The sequence below is a fragment of the Paludisphaera borealis genome (genome assembly GCF_001956985.1).
GTDB classification, from domain to species: domain Bacteria; phylum Planctomycetota; class Planctomycetia; order Isosphaerales; family Isosphaeraceae; genus Paludisphaera; species Paludisphaera borealis.
Map to the genome: position 1 here is coordinate 368,339 of NZ_CP019082.1, position 17,077 is coordinate 385,415.

A 17,077-nucleotide genomic window follows, 5' to 3' on the forward strand; every position below is an offset into this window, starting at 1 on the left:
TCACTCCGCCTTGGCGCCTTCGATGCGCTTGTTCCGGAACTGGGGGCTCGTGACGATCGTCTCGACCAGGCCGCCAAACCGGCTGCCGTCGTCGGTCAGCCGCTTGCGCATGGCGTCGATCGTCACGTCGTCCGACGGGATGAGGCTTCGCCCGAGGGCGTAGGCCAGGAGCTTGCGGCAGAGGTTCTCGACGAACTCCTCGCGTCGTTGGGCCAACACGTAGGCGCGGAGCCCCTCGAAGCCGACCCCTTCGCCGCCGCGAGGGAAGGTCGCGCGGGTGTCGACCGGCCGGCCGCCGAGGTCTTTCTCGCGGGCCTCGCCGACCGGGCCGTACCCCTCGAAGGCCAGGCCGACGGAGTCGAACCGCTCGTGGCAGCCGGCGCACGCCTTATCGGCTCGGTGCCGGGCCAGGGTCTCGCGCAAGGTGCGGTCGCCGAGCTTGGCCTCGTCGTCAGGAAGGTCGGGGACGTTCGCAGGCGGCGGCGGGATGTTCTCGCCGAGCAGCCGGCGGACGACCCAGTAGCCGCGCTTGACGGGGCTCGTCCGCAGGCCGGGGGAGTTCTTGGTCAGGAAGACCGCCATCGGCAAGAGCCCGCCGCGCCCGTACCGGGTCGCGTCGTCGACTCGCGCCCAACCGTCCGGCCCGGCGTCGGAGGCGGGAGCGGGCATGCCGTAGTGGCGAGCCAGCGCCGGGTTGACGAACGTGTGTTTGGCGTCGAGGAACTGGATCACCGGCCGATCGTTGCGGACGAGATCGACGAAGAACCGGATCGGCTCCTCGAACATCGACCGCCGCAGCTCGTCGTCGAACGTCGGGAACCGCCCGCGATCGACGCTGTTGTGTTCCTCGAACCGACGGAAGTCGAGCCAGTTGCCGCCGAACTCCGTGGCCAGCCCGCGTACGCGGTCGTCGCGGAGCATCCGCCGGGCCTGGGCCGCGAGGGTTTCGGGACGGTGCAGGTCGCTCGCGGCGGCGTGCGAGAGCAGCTCCTGGTCGGGCATGCTCGCCCAGAGGAAGTAACTCAGGCGGCTGGCCAGATCGTAGTCCGACAGCGGCTGGACGCCCGCGCCCGCGCCGGGCAGATCGACCCGGTAGCAGAAGTGAGGGGACATCAAGACGCTGACGATCGTGTCGCGGACGGCGTCCTCGTGGCCAAGGCCGTCCTCGGCGCGGAGGACGCGGTAGAAGGCGGCCACGCCCTGGCGCTCGTCGTTCGTCAGCGGTCGGCGGTAGGCCCGCTCGGCGAACGCCTGGAGCGCCTCGACGTGGCGGGGCTCGGCTTCCTGGCGGTCCCGATCGACGCGATGGATGGTCTCGGCGAAGATCTTGAACTGATCCTGGATGGCGGTGATCGCCTGGTCGCTGGCCTTGAGCCGGCGGGCCTTCGCCAGATAGACGTCGGCCAGTCGGCCCAGCTTGGCCTCCGACGCGGCGTCCTTGTCCTCGGCGCGGACGAAGTCGAACGCCTCATCCCCCTTCATGAAGCCGGTCTCCGCCCGCTCGTACCAGAGGTAGCTCGAATACTGCCGCATCGGCGCGCCGGTGATGAAATCGAACGCGCGCCAGAGGCGATCGAGCTCGCGTCGTCCGTTCTCGTCCAGCATCAGCTCGTAAAGCGGGCCGTCGTCCCGGAAGTAGCCGGTCATGCTGTGGAATCCGGCGCTCAGCAGGCGTCCGGCGTTCCCCTTGTCATTCTTCGGGTCGAGGTAGACGCGGGCCCGCTCCGACACGAAGAACGCGTCGGGGAACGTCTTGCAGAAGCGGTCGAAGGTCGCCTCGTACCGCTTGAGATCCTCGGGGTTCTCCGGGATCGAGAGCGCCTTGGCCGCCGCGCCCTCCAGCGCCAGTTCGCTCGTGTGGAGCTTCGAGGCGCCCCCCGCGTACCGCATCCGGTTGGCGACGAACTGGCGGTTCTTCCAGAGGACGAAGGGCTGCGTCCCGGAGTCGATCCCCCGCGCGGTCAGGTTCTTGACCTCCGGCGTGAGCTGGCGTCGCAGGCCGACGACGAAATCGCGCATCCGCTCGCAACCGGCTCGCGCGACATCCTCGGATTCAGGCAGCGCCCGCCACATCGCCTGGAGCGCGGCGATCGGGCCGACTTCCTCCGGCCGTTCGGTCAGCACGGCCCAGATCGTGGTCAGGTACTTCGAGCTGAGTCCGGCTTCGGCGGCGAGCGTCTCCAGCGAGGCGTTGGGCTTGCTCATCGCCGCGCGGTGCTGGAGCCGCCAGGCCGCGAGGAAGTAATCGGCGTAGTCGGTCTTCTGTCGCTTGTAGAAGTTGATGACGGCGTTGACGCAGTACTTGTCGCGGTCGGTGTCGGCGAGCATTGAATGGGGGGCGAAGGCGAGGCCGTCCGGGGTCAGGACAAGGTGGTCGGCGACGTCGCGCGCGGCTTGCAGGTATTTCTTGACCAGCGCCGGCGACATCGCCAGCGATTCGGCCGAGTTGTCGAACCCGGCCTCGTTCGCCGGATCGACGGGGAACTCCTTCGTCGGCTGGAGGTCGAATCCCGTCAGGTCGCGGATGGTGTGGTCGTACTCGGCGTTGCTGAGCCTCCGCGCGGCGACGGGGCCGGGATCGCCCGCGTTCCGCGCCGCTTCGAGCTTCCGAACCGCCCCGATCCAGGCGATCAGCTCGGCGCGGGCCTCGGCCGTCGGCTGCTGCTTCGCCTTCGCTGGGGGCATCGTACCGGCTTCGAGCTGCTCCAGGACGAGGGCCCAGCGCGGGAGATCCTTCGCCACCGACTCGGCGGTCGCGAACCCGCTCAGGTCGAGATCCCCCTTGGGCTTCTCGGCACCGTGGCACCCGAGACAATGCGTTTCGAGGAACGGCCGGACGGACTCGCGAAAGCGGACTTCGATCGGGGCGGGCGAACGCTCCGGCCGCGGTTCGTCGGCGACGGTCCCAAGGCCGAACACCGCCAACACGAGCCCACTTGCCGCTGCCAGCGGGAAGGTCGTCCGCATCATTCGCTCAATATCCCCCGCCACGCCGGCTGCTAATGGTTGAACAAATATTAGACTAGCCGGCTCGGCCGCCGCCATCAACCGCAGTCGGTTCGTCACCGCGAGGGGGGCGCGGCGTTCTCGGAGGGCTTTCGCGGGCTGAGCAGATCGTTGTCGGCCATCCAGTCCGCCAGGCGTTTCGGCCAGTTTTTGAGGGTGGCGAGCTTGGACCGGTTTCCCATGTTGAACCCGTGGCCGCCGCGGGCGAAGACGTGGGCCTCGACCGGGGCGCCCGCGGTCCGGTACTTCTGGAACAGCCCGGCGATCACGCGGGCCGCGCCGCGGTCGTCGTTGGCCACGAGCAGGAACGCCGGAGGGGCGTCCTTCGGGATCACGTCCGGGATTCCCAGGGGGCCGGGGTAGATCTGGATCAGGAAGTTCGGGCGGGCGTCGACGCGGTCGATCGGATCGGCGGCGTCGGACTGGCCGGCGGTCGGGCCAAAGGACACGAGCGAGGCGACTTCGCCCCCCGCCGAGAAACCCATCACGCCCACGCGGTTCGGGTCGATCCCCCACTCTGCGGCCCTGCTGCGGATCAGGCGGAGCGCGCGGAGGCCGTCCTCGCGGGCGTGGACCTCGGGCTTGTAGGGCGAATCCTTCTCGCGGCCGAGGCGGTACTTGAGGGCGAACGCGGCCACGCCGATGCTGTTGAGGTAATGGGCCGCCTCGACCCCCTCCGCGTTGAAGACCAGCTCGCGGTGGCCTCCGCCCGGGCAGATCAGCACCGCCGCGCCCGTCGCCTTGTCTTTAGGCGGGAGGAAGACCGTGACCGACGGGTTGTGAATGTTCTTGACCCAGTAATCCTTCGCCTGTTCCGCCTCGTCGCGCCGGGCTTCGAAGCCGGGCGGGCCCTTCGGCCAGAGCGGGACGACCTGGGGATCGTCGGCGGCAAACGCGGCGGTCAGGACGAGGGCGAGCGTCGTCAGCATGGGCGGGAACTCCGATCGATCCAGGGCGTGCGAGGGCGTTCGCGAGTCAGACGTTGGCGAGTCGGGCGTCGGAATCGCCGAACCGCTCCACGTCGTGGAGCCCCATCCGGTCGGCCATACTCAGGTAGAGGTTCGACAACGGCTTGGAGCCGTGCTTGACGTACCGCCCGGGCGTGAGGACGCCGCCGCCCGCGCCCGCCAGCACGACGGGCAAGTTATCGTGGGTGTGGCGGTTGGCGTCGGCGTTGCCGCTGCCGTAGACGATCATCGAATTATGCAGCAGCGACTTGCCGTCGACGTCGTTCGTCGACTGGAGCTTCTCCAGGAATTTGCCGAACTGGCGGACGTACCAGAGGTCGATGTCGGCGACCTTCTGGACCCAATCAGGCCGGTTCTGGTGGTGGCTGAGGTCGTGGTGCCCCTCGGAGATCCCGATCTGGTCGAACGAGCGGTTGCTGCCGTCGTGGGCCAGCAGCAAGGTCGCCACCCGCGTCGAATCGGTCTGGAACGCCAGGATCAGCATGTCGAACATGAGCTGGACATAGTCGGCGAATTCCGGGGGGACGCCCTCGGGCGTGTCGCGCTGGGGGGCGCGCGCGTCGCCGAACCGCTCGGTCTTCTCGATCCGGGTCTCGATGTCGCGGACCCCGCCGAGGTACTGGTCGAGCTTCCTGGAGTCTTCGGAGCCGAGCCGGCGCTGCATCGAGCGGGCGTCGTCGAGCGCGAAGTCGAGGATCGACCGCTGCTCGTGACGGCGGCGTTCCAGGTTCGCCTTGCGCTCGCCCGGCTTGCCGGCGCCGAACAAGCGCTCGAAGGCTAGCCGAGGATTCGACTCCGGCGGCATCGGCGTCGTCGGCGAACTCCACGAGAGGTTGAACTGGTAGGCGCACGAGTACCCCGAGTCGCACGCCCCGGCTCTCCGGCCCGAGTCGCAGGCGAGCTCCAGCGACGGGAACCGCGTGAGGTGGCCGACCCGGCGGGCGATCATCTGGTCGATCGAGACTCCGGCGCGGATGTCGGTGGCGCTCTTCTTGAGCCGGACGCCGGTCAGGAACGTGCCATTGCCGCGCGCATGGTCGCCGGCGCCGTCGGGACCCCCCTCGGCCGTCTTGTGGTTCAGGCCGCCGCAGACCTGGACCAGCCCCTTGAGGGGTTCCAGCGGTTGGAGCGTCTTCTTGAACTGGAAGTCGGCCCCCTCGCCGCTGGGCCACCACGAGGCGGGGATGGCGCCGTTGGGGAAGTAGACGAACGCCGACCGCAGCGGCGCGCCTGTGGCGGTGGTCGCCAGGGCCTCGGCCCCTTCCGAGGCGAGCAGGCGGGGGGCGCCCAGCGACGCGAACGCCGGCAGCGCGATCGATGCGCCCAGGCCGCGAAGGAAAAAGCGGCGGCTGAGGTCGGCCGGGCGTCGCACGTCGGCGGATTCGAGTCCCGAGTTCATCATCGAGTCCTTATTCGGAGGGATGAGACGCCCGGCCGGCGTCTGGGTCGGGGAGCTTCGCGGAGTCCGCCGTCGTCGATCGACGGCGCTTCTGGAACGGGACGGATTCGACGATCCCCGCGATCAAGGCGGAGGCGCGGCCTTCGCCCCCCTCGATCCGTCCCACGATCAAATCGACGGCCTCGACGTCGTACGCTTCGAGGCCGCGACCGAGCGCGTAAGTCAGCAGCTTCTCGGTCAGGCAGCGGTAGAACTCGCGGCGGTGGTTCTCGACCAGGAGCTTCTTCAGCTCGCGAATCCCCACGAACGATTCGCCCGAGACCAGCTTTCCCGAAGCGTCGACGGGGCCGGCTCGCTCGGCGTCGCGCCATCGCCCGAGCGCATTGAAGTTTTCGAGGGCCAACCCCAGCGGGTCCATCTGCGCGTGGCACGCGACGCAGGAAGGCTGGCTGCGGTGCAGGGTCATCAGTTCCCGGACACTCGGATTGCGGCCGGCGGCTTTCTTGCCGGAATCCTCCAGCGCCGGCAGGTTCGGCGGCGGCGGGGCCGGGGGCGAGCCCAGGATGTTGTCGAGGATGTAGAGGCCGCGCTTCACGGGCGAGGTTCGGTCGGGGTTCGACGTGACGGTCAGGACTGTCCCCTGCGTCAACACGCCGCCGCGCGGGCTTTCCTTGGGCAGCGTCACCCGTCGCATCGAATCGCCCGCGACGCCCTCGATCCCATAGGCTTTCGCCAACCGCTCGTTCACGAACGTGTAATCGCTGTCGAGCAGGTCCAGGAGCGGGCGATTCTCCCGGACGACGTGCTCGAAGTACATTTCGGTCTCGCGCCGCATGGCGCGCCGAAGGTCGCCGGTCAGCTCGAACTCGCGGAACCGGCGGAACGAGCCGAAGAGCGAGCCGCGAGCCTGCTGCAGCTCTTTGTTCTCGGCCTCGCTGAGCGTTTCGGGCGGCTTGCGGTTCAGCTCGCGGAACCGATTGCGCCGCGCTTCCGCCTCGGGGTCCGGCTTCTGGTCGCGGGACATGACGGCGGGCGCGTTGATGACGACCGCTTCGACGTCGCGGGCCTGGAGCCACTGGCCGACGAAATTGCGGATGAACTCCCCCGAACGCGGGTCGGCGAGCATCCGATCGACCTGGGCCTGGAGGTTCGCGCGGAGCTTGTGCGCGCCGGCCAGCCGGATCAGCTCGGCGTCGGGCATGGACGACCACAGGAAGTACGAGAGCCGCGACGCCAGGGCGTATTCGTCGATCAGCGGATATCGGTCGGTCGATCCCGCCTCGACGGTTTCTTCGCGGAAGAGGAACCGGGGCGAGGTCAGGACGGCCGCCATCGCTTGCGCCACGCCGGCCTCGAAGGTCGCCCCGTCCCGGGACGAGACGGCCTCGACCAGGGCCGCGAGCCGATCCTTCGTCGCGTCGTCCACAGGGCGCCGGAACGCGCGCTCGGCGAACGGCCCGAGGATCTCGCGGGCGTAGAGTCGTCGGCCGTCGGCGTCGGCGGGGACCGCGCGCGGGAAGAACTTCGCGTAGTCGGGCGGGCGGACCCAGAACCGCTCGTCCATCGGCCCGCGCAGGGTCGCCGACCGGATTCTGATCGACAGCGACCGGACCCGCTTCTCGTCGGGCGTGAGCGGCTGGACCTCGACCGTCAGCGTGTGCGGGCCGGACTTCCAGTCGCGATCGAACTCGAACCGAAACGACTTGCCTTCCTGCCGGACGAACTCGCGGCGGAGCAGCTCCTCGCCGTCGGCGCGAAAGACGAGCCGGCAGCGGTTGTAGTCGTTCTGGCCGTCGACGTAGCGTTCGTTCGCCGACAGGTCCAGGATCAACTGGTATCGGCCGTCGTGCTCGACCACGCCGACGGCCGACGCCGTCGACGCCTCGTAGTAAGACAACGAGGCCGGGCCCGCCTCGCCTTTCCCTTTGCCGTCGCCGTCCCGCCGGAAGCCGTGGATCACCTGCTCGGCGACGACCTTCGAGACCGTCGGCACGGTCCGGGAGATGATCGCATCGGCGGCCGCGAGGTACTTCTCCAGAAGCAACGGCGAGAGCGTGAGCACGTCGCCGATGTTGTCGAACCCGTGGCCCGAGTCGTCGGGCGGGAACTCGGAGGCGGTGTCGTAATCCACGCCGATCAGGTCGCGGATCGTGTTGCGGTACTCGACCCGGTTGAGCCGGCGGACCGTGACGCGCCCCGGGTCGGGGTCTTTCGAGTCGATCCCGATCGCCCCGTACTTGATCCACTCCTCCAACCGCCGGAACTCGTCGGCCGTCGGCTTCGGCTTGCCGGGCGGAGGCATGATCCCGGATCGGAGATTCTTGATCACCGCGTGCCACACCTTGGGGGCGCTGCGCGCGGCCTCCTCATCGGCGACTTCGTCGAGGGCCAGCCCTCCCTTCTTCTCCCCCAGGCCGTGGCAGCCGTAGCAGTATTGCTCGAGGATCGCCTCGACGGCGTCGGAGGCACGGGCCGGGGCCAGATCGTCGCCCGCCGAGGCGCGACCGTCCAGCCCGCACCAACCGACCAGTCCCGCCGCCGCGAACCACGCAAGCCAGCGCGCGGCGCGAGCGCGCCTCGCCCCGCGAGTGGACTTTCCCCCCGGTATATCGCTCATTTTAGAGATCATCGGCTCACCAGTGGGGTGGTGTGGCGGGATTTTTCGGCGGCGCAAGAGAAGTAGGCGACGAAATCACCGTGGCCGTGCTCGATAATATCCGAAAGGTCCGAAAAGGGCGATCACCCGCCCGGCGCCGGGGCCGGCGCCTTCGCGGCGGCGGCCGGAACCAGCAAGGTTCGGTTGCTGTCGTCTTTCGCGTCGTCCGTCCTCGGATAATCGCGCCACAGCCAGCGAAGCATCTCGGGCATGATCGCCCCGCCCTGCTTGTTGGAATGCGTGCCGATGCCCCAGGTGAAATTGACGTCGTACTTCTTCTCCGTCAGCGCCTGGACCATCTTGATGTTCTGCGCATGCCAGTCGCGGGTCGGGTCGTAGCTTCCGTCGCGCCGGAGGCCGCGGTTGTCGTTGACGCCGTCTTGCAAGAAGATGCGGATCGGCTTGGGCTCGCTCTTGCGGATCAGGTCGGGGTAGACGTGCCCCCCCATGATGTTGGTGAAGCTGCCGATCGTGCTGACGACCTTGCGGAACTGGTCGGGTCGGTGCCAGGCCACGGTGAACGCGCAGATCGCACCCGAGCTGGCCCCCGAGATCGCCCGGTTCTCCGGGTCGGGGGAGATGTTGTACTGCTTGGTGATCACCGGCAGCAGCTCGTCGACGATGAGCTTCGAGTACTTGTCGTCGAGCGCGTTGTATTCCACGCGACGGTTGGTGGTGCCGTCGCCCCAATTAGAGTCGGATGCTTCCTTCTGTTCGGAGGTGTGGCCCGGGTTGATGAAGACGCCGATCGTGACCGGCATCTCGCGCCGGTGGATCAGGTTGTCGAAGACATAGGGAATCCGGTAGCTTCCCTTCAGGCCGACGTAGGCGTGGCCGTCGAAGAAGACCATGAGGCACGCCGGCTTCGACGGGTCGTACTGGGCCGGGACGTAGACCCAATAATCGCGAGTGGTGTTCGGATAAACGGTGCTCGGCAAGGCGGCCGGCCCGACGACCTTGCCCTGGGGAACCCCCTCGTGGGGCTCGGAATCGGGACCGAGGTGGTAGACGTCGTCGGGGGGCGCGGCGAACCCGCTCGCCACGCCCAACAACATCGCCAGCGCGCAAGCCATTGCCATTTTCATATCGCTGCTCCGGTTGAATTGGATCCGTCGCCGACGATAACCCGCGCGTGACGCCGTCGCAAGGGGCGGCGCGTCTTACGGTCGATCGGCCGGGGGCGTCCCCGACGCGGGGCCGAGGGGCCGGAGCTTGATGTTGCGGTACCAGCAGTCGGCCCCGTGATCCTGTAGGCCGATGTATCCCGCTCTCGGGTGGTCTTTGTAGGCGACGTCGAACTTGTGCGCCGAGCCGTCGGGGCGCTTGTTCGGCTCGTTCCACTCGTCGAAGTCGACGTGCGACACGCGCCGGCCGTTGACTTCCACGTCGATCCGGCTGCGGTCGGACGTGATCTGGATATGGTTCCACTCGCCGACGGGCTTCATCGCGTTGACCTCGGTGGCGACGAGGTCGTAGATCGCCCCCGTGGTGTGGAACCCCGGCCCCTCGGTCGCGTCGATGGCGATCTCGACGCCGTTGAAGCCGACGTCCTTGCCCGGCCGGGCCGTCAGCGGGTTGGTCCGGATGAAGATCCCGCTGTTGCAGTTCGGGGTGATCTTGAAGTCGAGGGAGAGCACGAAGTTTTCCAGCGGCTTCTCGTAAACCAGCATGTAATCGCAGGGATGGGGGTTCAGGCTGCCGTCCTGGACGTGCGACGCGGGCAGCGGCTTGCCCTTCGGCGTCATCCAGCCCTTGGTCGTCGCGCCGTCGAAAAGCAGCAGCCAGCCGTCCTTCATCTCCTGCGCGGTCAGCGCGTCGTCGTCAGCCCGGGCCGCGGTCGCCGACGTTCCGACCAGGACGAGGGCAATGATGAAACGAAGGAGCATGATGTCACCTGTGTTGGTGTGGCGGATTCTCTCGGAGCGGCCAACCGTTGCGATATTCCGTTGCGCGGGGGGCGAGGAGCCGCACTTGGTAATGGCCGGGGGAGCGCGTCATGGGCTTGGCGACGGCCTCGTATCGACTTGTCCGACGAGCGTCGAGCCGGATGATAGATCACGGCTCGACCGGCTTCAAGAGGATGGCACAGTGAGCCGGGCGAGGACGTCGCGGTGCTCGCGGGCCTGGCCGGAGCGCGGTGGATCAAGATCGAGGACGTCTTTCGACGCGTGCTCATGGTGTTGAAACCCGATGCGTTTCTGGGATGCTTCCTCGTGACACGTTCGTTTGCGCCCGCCCTGCCTCTCATTACACTGTTAAACATTGTCTGGATCTGATACGATCGCATTACCAGACAGGGAGCCGTGACTGTGGGAGGAAGTCGATGGTAAGGCGATGGCCCGCGCCGGTGCTGTTTTCCGCCCTCATGCTCGCCGCAGCGTTCACCGCCTTCATGCCGGTCGCCTTCGCGCAGGCGACCCGCGTGGTGGATGAGTCGTTCTTCGTCGAGAGCGCGTACCCCATGCTGCACGCCGTTCAGTGCGAACGGTGTCACAGCGACAATGGCGTGGCGTCCGAGGCGCGGCTCGCATTCCCCGAGACCGACGCGGGCCGTGACCAGATCACGGCGTTCGGGCTCTCGCTGATGGATCTGGTCGATCGGAAGAACCCTGAGCAATCGATGTTGCTGCGGAAGCCGACGAAGCGGGTGAAACACACCGGCGGCCAGCGAATCAAGCCGGGCAGCGACGAAGAAGCCGTGTTGCTGCGCTGGATCAACTACCTGGCCGGCCTTTCCGACGAGCAGGTGCGCCAGGCGCGCGAGCGAATCGCTCGGTCCGATCCGCGCGGGGTGGAGGCGTTGGCGGTGCGGCGTCTGACGCACAGCCAGTACAACCAGACCGTGCGCGACCTGCTCGGCGATCAGATCCAGCCCGCCAGCGGCTTCCCGAAAGAGGACTTCGTCAACGGGTTCAAGAACCAGCTTGAGGGGCAGGGAATTTCGCCGCTCCAGGCGGAAGCCTACAGCAAAGCGGCCGAGCGACTCGCTCGGGCGGCCTTTCGAGGCGGCGACCAACACGGACTGATCCCCCGCCAGCCCGCGTCGCCCACGGACGCCGCATGCGTCGACGCGTTCGTTCGCCAGTTCGGCCTCAAGGCGTTCCGGCGCCCCTTGACCGACGACGAGGCTCGCCGCTATTCCGGCCTGTTCCTCGAAGAGGTCGGCCGCGCGAAGAACTTCCAGGCGGGGGCCTCGATGGTGATCGAGGCGATGCTTCAGTCGCCGCATTTCCTATTCCGCATCGAACGGGGAGCGGACAGCCCCGCCGCGCCCTTCGAGATCGCCAGCCGCCTCTCGTATCTCCTCTGGGGGACGACGCCCAGCGACGAACTGCTGCGCGCCGCTGGAAAAGGAGACCTGGCGACGGCGGAGCAGATCGAAGCCTCGGCCCGGCGGATGCTCGAAGATCCCCGCGCCCGGCCTGCGATGGAGGAGTTTCTGGCGCAATGGATGCGCTTCGACCGCGTCCTCGAAGCCACTCGCGATCGCAGGAGGTTTCGCGAATTCAACGCCGACGTCGCCGCGGCGATGGTGGAGGAGACGCGGCGGTTGTTCAGCCACCTGGTCTGGAACGATCAGAACTTCATGGAGTTCTTCACCGCCGACTACACCTTCGTGAATTCGGACCTCGCCCGGCTCTACGGTCTGCCGGCGCCCGGCGAGGAATTCGCGAAGGTGGAGTATCCGGCGGATTCCGGCCGTTCCGGCGTACTGGGGCACGGCAGTTTCTTGGTGTTGACCAGCACCCCTTCCGAAACCTCCCCGACCGCGCGGGGGCTGTTCGTCCGGAACCATTTTCTCGGCCAGGAAGTCCCGCCGCCTCCGGCCGGCGTGAACACCGTGCTGCCGAATATCACGGAAGACGCGCCGATGACCAACCGGCAGCCGCTGGCCGTCCACCTGAACAGCGAATCGTGCGCGAGTTGTCATCGCCTGCTCGACCCCATCGGCCTGGGTTTCGAGCAATACAACGCGATCGGCGCGTTCCAGAAGAAGATGGTCCTCCAGTTCCCGGGACCTCGGGGTGAAGAGGGCCGAGGGCGCAAGTCGACGATAAAAGAACTGGACGTCGACTCGTCCGGTTACATCCAGGGGATCGAGGATTCGGCTTTCTCGACCCCCCGCGAGCTGGGACGCTTGCTCGCCGCCAGCCCGACTTGCCAGAAGGCCATCGTCAAGCAGTTGTTCCGGTATGCGTTTGGTCGGCAAGAGACCGTGAACGACCAACCCGTCATCGACGCGCTGGTCGCCAAGTTTCGTGATTCCGGCTTCCGATTCCGCGAGTTGATCATCGCCCTGGTCACGTCGGAACTCTTCCTTCAGAAAGGCTCAGGTTAGCTCATGGCGACGCGAAATGAGTTGTCCCGCCGCACGTTTCTGAGGGGCGTGGGCCTGTCGGGGGCCGCGATTCGCATCGGATTGCCGGCGTTCGAGGCGATGTTCAATGCGGGCGGGACCGCGTACGCGGCCAGCGCGGGCGTCGCGGCCCGGCCGATCGAGACCCGGTTCGTGTACTGGTTCAACGGCAACGGGATCGTCGAGAAGTACTGGATACCGCGCGAGGACGGCGCCGACTACGAGATGACTCCCTGCCTGCAACCGCTGGCCCGGTTCCGCCAGGACGTCCACATACTCAGCGGCGTTGACAACCCGGCGGCCCGCCTCCCCGGCCCGGGGAACGGGCACCACAACTCGATGAGCGGCCTCGTCTCCGGACAGGTGTTTTCGGGCCGAGGCGCCGGCGGCCCCTCCATCGACCAGGTGATCGCTCAGCGGATTGGCAACGACAGCCGCTTCCGCTCGCTCCAGATCGGCGTCTGCCAGGAGTCGTTCGGCGAGAGCATTCAGCGCAACATGAGCTGGGCCGGGCGCGACCGTCCACTGCCGCCGGAGATGATCCCGCACCGGCTGTTCGATCGCTTGTTCGGCTCCAGGGAGCCTTACTGGATCGACCGCAAGAAGAGCATCCTCGACGCCGTGAGCGATGAGGCGAGTTCGCTGAAGTCGGCCCTGGGACACGGCGATCAGCAGCGGCTCGACGAATACCTGACCTCGGTGCGCAGCCTGGAGCGTTCGGTCGCGAGCCTTCCCCCCGAGTACACTCAGGCTGTGGAGCAGCCGCCGGAAGGGGGCGATCTGAAGGACTGGCCTCGGATCGCGAAACTGCAAACCGACCTGCTGGTCCACGCTCTGGCCTCGCGTCAGACTCGCGTGGCGTCGTACATGCTGACCAAGTGCCAGGGACTCTCGCGGTTTCCCTGGCTGGGCCATACCTACGAACGGCACCACGAGTACACGCACGGCCGGGTGGAATCGCCCGAAGGCCAGCGGATCTTGCGCGACATCAACCGCTGGCACGTCGAGGAGTTCGCCTACTTTCTCGCCAAGCTCAAGTCGATCCCGGAGGGCGACGGGACGCTGCTCGACCACACTTGCGCGCTGTACGTCCACGAGCACGCCGAGGCGAATTCGCACAAGAACGCCGGCCTGGCCATGATCGCCGCCGGGCACGCGGGGAACCTGAAGACCGGGCTTCACACCCGGGTCGCCGGGACAGTGGGCGACCTGTATCTGACCCTCGCTGAAGAGGTCGTCGGCGCGCCGATCGGCGGCTTCCCCACGGGCGACAAGAAGCTGTCCCAGATCGTCTGAGTGGCGCGACGCCTAACTCGGTTTACTTTTTTGGGATGCAGGCGAGTCGGGGCCGAATTCCCTTCTCCCCGCATGCGGGGAGAAGGTGCCCCGAAGGGGCGGATGAGGAGGGGCTTCGATCGCCTCGGCCGTTGAAATCCCCCTCATCCGGCCGTTCCGGCCTCCTTCTCCCGTCGCGAGGGAAGAAGGCATGTTCGCGACAGCCTGCTTTGATTGCTGTATGCAACTCAATTGCCGCCGCGCCTCGGCTCGGGGCTCGCGATCGCCGGCTTCTTCCACCAACTCACCAGGCAACCCGGCAAGGCGTCGCGGAGCGTCTGGGCCTGCTCTGGCGTGACGTCGCCGCCGCCGATGAAGAGCTGTTTCAGGCCCTTTTTCGCGGAGAGCTGCGTCAGCCCTTTCGCGGTGACGCTCGTCTCCGGCAGTTCGAGGACCTCCAAGGATTCCATCTTCAGGAAGACGGGAACCGCCGCGTCGTCGATGCCTTTGGCTTTCCAGAGCTTCAGCCGCCGCAGCCTGGGCAAGCCGCTGAGAGCCGATATTCCCTTACTGGTCACCCGGGTCGCCCGGAGGTCCAGCGTCCGCAGGTTCTTCAAGCGAGCCAGCTCCGCGACGCCTCGATCCGACACATTGGTCTCGCCCAGATCGAGAACTTTCAACTGAGCAAGTTGCGCGATCTGGCCGATGTTGAAGTCCGTCACGGCGACGCTCCAGAGGCCCGAGTCGGTCCGCTGCTGGCCGGAGACGCTCAGTTCCTTGAGCGCGGGGAGCGACTTCAGAGTCGACAGCGCGGCCCCGCTCATCTTGTTTCCGCCGAACGCGAGATGTTCGAGGTGATCGAGGCTCTCCAGCAGCTCGAAGGAGTCGTCATTGACCCGGCTGTGGCCGACGTCGAGGAATCGGAGATTTGTCATCTGCGCGATGTGCTCGAACAGCGTGCTGGTCACCTTCGTGCCGCGCAGGTTCAGGTGTTCGAGGTTTTTCCAGTGCTTCAGGTGGGCGATCCCCTCGTCGGTGACGAACTCCGCATAGTACAGGTCGAGCGTTTTCACGTTCGTCAGCGGGGCCAGGTGCTCCAGGCCCTGGTCGGTGATCTTCGTATAAGCCAGGTTGACGCTCTCCAGTCGCGGCAGCCGCGCCAGCTTCGCCAGGTCGGCGTCCGTCACCCAGGAGTCGCTCAGATCGACGCCGATCGTTTCTCCGGCGGCGTTGCGGACGCAACGCGCGCCGAGCGCGGCGTCGGGACCGTCGTCGGCCGAGGCGGACGGCGACGCCAAGGCCACGCCAAGCCCCGCAAGCCACCAACACATCGCGCTGCGAACCATGATTGCTCCTGCATGTGTTGAGGGTCGATCAGCTTCGACGGCGTTTGGGATCGCTCGACTTCGCATCGAAGAGGATTTCGCACTGGGGCGCCGCCTCATGGATCCGGCGATGACCCTTCTCCGTGACGAACGTGTGGTAGAGGTTCAGATCGCGGAGCTTCTGGAATTTCGCCAGCCGCTCCGTGGAGCCGTCGCCGATGTTGGTGCTGTCGAGGCTGAGCCGCCGGAGGTTCGTCAGGCCGCCGAGCGCTTCCAGGCCCTTGTCGCCGACGTCCGTGTAATCGAGGTTCAGATCCACAAGTTCGGTGAAACGGCCGACGACGGGCATGCTCGCGTCGGTGATCCGGGTGCGGATCAACGCCAGCTCCTGAAGCTGCTTGAGGGGTTCGAGCTTCGCCAGCGCCCCGTCGGTGACCCGCGTATAGTTGAGCAACAGAGCCTTGAGGCCCGACATCCGTCCCAGCTTCGCGAGCCCCTTGTCCCCGATGTCCGTGCCCGCCAGATCGAGCCGCCGCAGCGCTTTCAGCGACTCCAGGTAGGCCAGGCTGGAATCGGTCACGTCGGTATAAGACAGGTCGAGATCCCGCAGGGAGGCGACGCCCGACAGGTGAGCCAGTCCTTGATCGTTGACGGGTGAGCTGGACAGATTCAACCTTTCGAGTGCGAGGCCCCGCAGGTGCTTCAGGCCCGCGCCGGTGATCTGAGTGTGAGAGAGCCCCAGCTCGCGCAGGCTAGTCAGACCGGCCAGAGCAGCCAGGCCGTCGTCCGAGATCGTCGCGCCGTCCAGGTCCAGCGCTTCGAGGCTGGTCAGAGCCGCCAGGTGCTGGACGCCGAGGTTTCCGATCTCCGTCGATCGGAGCACCAGCTTTCGGAGGTGCTTCAAGCCCTCCAGGTTCCGGAGCAGATCGTCCGACACGCTCGTCGAGGCCAGCGAGATTTCCCTCAATTGGCCGTTCTCGACGTCGGCCCGGCCGCCGATCGAACGCACCCATCGGGCCACGATCTCGTCTCCCTGGCCGGCGACGATCCGGTCCGCCCCTTCGGGAAGGCTGGGCCGTACCGAGGGGTCGAGGAAGCTCACCTCGCACCGCGGCGCGGAGGCGCGCAGGCGGTCCACGCCCGCCCGGGTCACGCGCGTGTAGCGGAGATCGACGACGCTGAGGTGCTTGAGGTCTTTGAGCACCTCGACGCCCACGTTGGTGACCTTGGTCCCGTAGAGGTTCAGTTCTTCCAGGTCGGCCATATTCGCCAGGTGCCGGGCTCCCTCGTCCGTCAGCGCGGCCCCTTGCAAGTTCAGCTTCTTCAGCTTCGTCATCCCTCGCAGGTGAGCGATTCCGGCGTCCGTGATCCGCGTTCCGCCGAGGTCCAGTTGCTCGACGTTCACCAGCCCGCTGAGGTTCCTCAGGCCCTCGTCGCTGATCACGGCGTCGCGAAGCAGAAGCCTGCGCAGCTTGGTGAGGCCCTTCATCTGCCGCAGGCCCTCGTCGTTCACGGGGCAATAGACGAGGTTGAGGGCTTCGAGATTCGTGAACGGAGCCAGATGACGGCCGCGCACGTGAGTGTCTTCCAGACTCAGCACCCGGAGACTCGGCGCGAGGGCCGCGATCGCTTCGATCCCCTCGTCCTCGAACTTGATCGATTCGAGATAGGTGTAGCTGAATGTCAGTTCTTCGAGCGAGCGAATGCGCGCGAGATGGCGCAGCTCGCGGCTGTAATCGATGTTCGCCCCCGCGCTCGGGTTCCACATGGGGCCGGGAAGGTTCAGAATCTTCAAGCGGGTCAATTCGCTCAAGCGTTGCAGCTCGGGGGGATTGATATTGGTTCCCACCAGGTCCGCCAGCTCAAGATGAAAGTCGGCCGCCGGCAGCTCCGTCAGATCTCGAATCCGCTCGCCCCGCCCCTCAAGGCGCACCGAACCGCCCATCAGGATCACCCATTCGGCGACCTGCCGATCCAACGGCTGGGCCCGCAACGGCGACGACGCCAGGCAGATGACAAGGCAGAACCCGACCGCATGGATCACGGAACGAGCAAGCGAGTCGCGAGCCGTTGTTTTCATGGTTCGTGATC

General features: G+C 66.9%; 10 protein-coding genes. 2 read left to right on the plus strand and 8 right to left on the minus strand.

Features of this window, described 5'->3' with window-relative positions:
* From BSF38_RS01485 to BSF38_RS01510, 6 genes are all read right to left on the minus strand, one after another.
* Positions 1 to 2,970: a DUF1592 domain-containing protein gene (locus BSF38_RS01485; protein WP_237170694.1), complete on the minus strand. Its 2,970-nt coding sequence runs from the start codon at positions 2,968 to 2,970 to the stop codon at positions 1 to 3.
* Between the two features lie 92 nt (positions 2,971 to 3,062).
* Complete coding sequence (locus BSF38_RS01490; RefSeq protein WP_076343139.1) at positions 3,063 to 3,935, minus strand: alpha/beta hydrolase; 873 nt, start codon at positions 3,933 to 3,935, stop codon at positions 3,063 to 3,065.
* 46 nt (positions 3,936 to 3,981) lie between these two features.
* Entirely contained in the window at positions 3,982 to 5,373 is a 1,392-nt protein-coding gene (locus tag BSF38_RS01495; protein ID WP_076343140.1) for a DUF1552 domain-containing protein, read from the minus strand.
* 10 nt (positions 5,374 to 5,383) lie between these two features.
* Positions 5,384 to 7,990 (minus strand): DUF1592 domain-containing protein, encoded by a 2,607-nt coding sequence (locus BSF38_RS01500; RefSeq protein ID WP_076343141.1) that lies wholly within the window; start codon positions 7,988 to 7,990, stop codon positions 5,384 to 5,386.
* Between the two features lie 122 nt (positions 7,991 to 8,112).
* Positions 8,113 to 9,114, minus strand: coding sequence for an alpha/beta hydrolase (locus BSF38_RS01505; RefSeq protein ID WP_076343142.1), 1,002 nt, complete (start codon positions 9,112 to 9,114; stop codon positions 8,113 to 8,115).
* A gap of 75 nt (positions 9,115 to 9,189) precedes the next feature.
* The gene (locus BSF38_RS01510; protein ID WP_076343143.1) at positions 9,190 to 9,915 is read right to left on the minus strand and encodes a 3-keto-disaccharide hydrolase; all 726 of its coding nucleotides are present in this window, start codon (positions 9,913 to 9,915) and stop codon (positions 9,190 to 9,192) included.
* 437 nt (positions 9,916 to 10,352) lie between these two features.
* Here BSF38_RS01510 and BSF38_RS01515 point away from each other — a divergent pair, with 437 nt between their 5' ends.
* Positions 10,353 to 12,368: a DUF1592 domain-containing protein gene (locus tag BSF38_RS01515; protein WP_168189286.1), complete on the plus strand. Its 2,016-nt coding sequence runs from the start codon at positions 10,353 to 10,355 to the stop codon at positions 12,366 to 12,368.
* A 3-nt stretch (positions 12,369 to 12,371) separates the two neighbouring features.
* Positions 12,372 to 13,682, plus strand: coding sequence for a DUF1552 domain-containing protein (locus BSF38_RS01520; RefSeq protein WP_083712615.1), 1,311 nt, complete (start codon positions 12,372 to 12,374; stop codon positions 13,680 to 13,682).
* A 227-nt stretch (positions 13,683 to 13,909) separates the two neighbouring features.
* Here BSF38_RS01520 and BSF38_RS01525 read toward each other — a convergent pair whose 3' ends face one another.
* Positions 13,910 to 15,007: a leucine-rich repeat domain-containing protein gene (locus BSF38_RS01525; RefSeq protein WP_076343146.1), complete on the minus strand. Its 1,098-nt coding sequence runs from the start codon at positions 15,005 to 15,007 to the stop codon at positions 13,910 to 13,912.
* A gap of 28 nt (positions 15,008 to 15,035) precedes the next feature.
* Positions 15,036 to 17,066 (minus strand): leucine-rich repeat domain-containing protein, encoded by a 2,031-nt coding sequence (locus BSF38_RS01530; protein ID WP_083712616.1) that lies wholly within the window; start codon positions 17,064 to 17,066, stop codon positions 15,036 to 15,038.
* Between the last annotated feature and the right edge of the window lie 11 nt (positions 17,067 to 17,077).